At 51.0% G+C, this 2,863-nt stretch carries 2 protein-coding genes and 1 pseudogene; all 3 read right to left on the bottom strand.

The features are described 5' to 3' along the window. A partial coding sequence (locus QMD53_06750; protein MDI6800340.1) for a hypothetical protein occupies positions 1-202 on the bottom strand: 202 nt, incomplete at its 3' end. 184 nt (positions 203-386) lie between these two features. After that, positions 387-623 (bottom strand): annotated as a pseudogene (locus QMD53_06745) (tyrosine-type recombinase/integrase). Between the two features lie 303 nt (positions 624-926). Further along, positions 927-2,735 carry a translational GTPase TypA gene (gene typA, locus QMD53_06740; GenBank protein MDI6800339.1) on the bottom strand — a complete coding sequence of 603 codons (1,809 nt, stop codon included), beginning with the start codon at positions 2,733-2,735 and terminating at the stop codon, positions 927-929. Positions 2,736-2,863 lie beyond the last annotated feature (128 nt).

Raw genomic sequence — 2,863 nt, 5'->3', positions numbered from 1 at the left:
ACCAAGCGGCGCCGACGACGCCAGCTGTGGTGACCACAGTCTGTATCACGCAAGTCAGCGCAGCTATGGGCCAGCGCCAGGGATTCGCGGCCGTGTGCGGCCAAAGGGTGAACAGCCAGCCGAGGTCGATTGTGATGGCGATCAGCAGACCGAAGACCCCAGCGGCTCTCAGCTCACTCCGCGACACGCCTGACTCGGTCATTTGTCTCCCATCCAACCTAACATAGTTTATACGGTTTCTTCATAACACCTTTAACTCCCGAATTAGCGTCATAACACCCCGACGCTCAAATAGCATAAGCCTTGTTAATACAGGCATTAAGGCGACTCAAAAATTAGATGGGATTTATATATGGCTTCTATATAACATACCCTAAGACTCTCCTCTACGGGTCATCCATGGGGCTCTTGACGCCCTTGCCTCCACGATTTAGAACATGCGTGTAAATCATTGTGGTTTTCACGTCTTTGTGGCCAAGGAGTTCCTGCACCGTCCTGATATCATAACCACCTTCCACAAGTTGCGTGGCGAAGGAATGCCGGAAAGTGTGGCAAGTGGCTCGCTTGGCCAATCCAGCCTTTTTCAGTACGGTGGCTATAATGACGCGAGCGCAAAGCCTCTCGCAACTGATCCATTAACTTTGGCGCAGTGGTTAATTCAACCAGCCCGCCTGGCGGTTGGCAAACAACATCCTTGCGCGCTGGGATTCTTCCTGCTTGATAAATCTGCACATTCATCACAGTCCCTCTTGATAACATGAATGAACATGATAAAAATATATCGAAAGGCTAAAACGAAGTCAATATAAAGTATAGCGGAGGCGGCTGAACGTGTTTTTGATAAGATCTTGTGCGTCAAAATTCTGCCACAAAAGAAGGTTTGGGGTTTTGGCGGCAGGCGGCTTTCTTGCTATCTCAAATATTTCTTATTGCCCTTGCGTCTTCTTCTCCCGCTTCCTCTCGTGCTCGGCTAGAAGGATCTTTCTTAGGCGGATCGATTTGGGGGTAACTTCCACGTACTCATCCTCTGCGCAGTATTCCATCGCCTCTTCTAGCGAGAATTTGATGGCCGGGGCTATCGAAACCTTGTCATCTGCCCCTGCGGCCCGCACGTTGGATTGCTTTTTGGCCTTGACCACATTTATCACTATATCCTCTTGCCTGGTGCTCTCGCCGATCACTTGACCAGCATAAATCGTTTCATTGGGCTCGATGAAGAACTTGCCCCTATCTTGCAGTTTATCGATCGAATAGGCGGTGGCCGCTCCGGTCTCCATGGCAATGAGCGCCCCGTTTCTCTTGGCCTTGATCTGACCCTTCCACGGCTCATAACCCTGAAAACGATGGGAGATCACCGCCTTGCCCTCGGTTGCCGTCAAGATGGGTTTGGTCAGCCCAATCAAGCCGCGAGCCGGTATCTTAAATTCTAGGGCCACCCGATCATTTCTGGCCTCGATACTGATTAGATCCCCTTTAAGCTTGGAGACGATCTCGATCACTTTACCTGAAAACGCCTCATCGACGTTTACGTTTAGCAATTCTATCGGCTCATGTTTAAAACCGTCAATCTCTTTGATGACCACCTGGGGCTGACCGAGCTGAAGCTCGTAGCCCTCTCTCCTCATCGTCTCGACCAGAACGGAGAGATGCAGGGTTCCCCGGCCGTAGACGATCAGTTTATCGGGCGAGTTAGTCTCCTCGACTCTTAGAGCCAGGTTCTTCTCGGTCTCTTTAAACAATCTATCTCTAACATGCCTTGAGGTTACGAATTTGCCTTCCTTGCCAAAAAAGGGTGAGTTGTTGATGGTAAAGAGCATGCTCATGGTGGGATCATCGACGGCGATCGGCTCCAAGGCCTCGGGCGCTTCAGGGTCGGCCACGGTATCCCCGATATCAAAATTTTCCAGTCCCATGATGGCAACTATCTCGCCGGAGCGGATCTCCTCTTTGGTCTTCTCTTTGCCCAGCCCCTCAAAGAGGTAAAGCTCTTTTACCGTCGATTTGGTAATCTGACCATCCCTGGAAACAACGGAGACTTGATCGCCCATCTTGATCTTGCCTCGGTGAACTCTGCCCACGGCGATTCGCCCCGCATACGAGGAGTAATCCAGCGAACTGATCTGTAGCTGCAAGGTGCCCGGGTTATCCTTTGGCGGCTCGAAGTAGTCGATGATGGTATCCAAAAGATAGGTGACGTCCTCGGTGGGCACCCGCCAGTCCGGGCCCATCCAGCCCTCTTTGGAAGAGCCGTAGACGGTTGGAAAGTTGAGCTGTTCTTCGGTAGCATCCAAGGAATAGACCAACTCAAAAACGAGCTCGTGGGTCTTGCCCGGATCACAGTTGGGTTTATCGACCTTGTTGATGACAACGATCGGCTTTAGCCCCATCTTTAGAGCTTTTTCCAAAACGAAACGGGTCTGGGGCATCGGTCCCTCAAAGGCATCGACGAGCAGAAGAACCCCGTCGGCCATGTTCAAAACCCGCTCAACCTCGCCGCCAAAATCGGAGTGACCGGGGGTATCGATGATGTTTATCTTGGTTCCCTTATATCTGACCGAGACGTTCTTGGATAGGATGGTTATGCCCCGCTCCCGCTCCAGGTCGTTTGAGTCCAAGATTAGGTCCTGGACTTCCTGATTGTCTCTAAACAGTTTAACTTGATGCAAAATCCGATCGACCATGGTGGTTTTCCCGTGGTCAACGTGGGCAATTATCGCGATATTCCTTATGTCCATAAATCAATCTTCCTTCTATAGTGGATTGGTTTTGCGGGTGAGCCAGCTAAAAGCGAGCTTTCTTCCCCTAAGTTGTAAAAGTCAATAGCTTACCTAACAGTCCTCCCCCTTGGGACGCTTGTCCGCCT

This window comes from Actinomycetota bacterium (genome assembly GCA_030017835.1).
Taxonomy (GTDB): Bacteria; Actinomycetota; Aquicultoria; order UBA3085; family Oleimmundimicrobiaceae; genus Yes70-04.
This window is presented reverse-complemented; position numbering and strand designations above follow the sequence as displayed.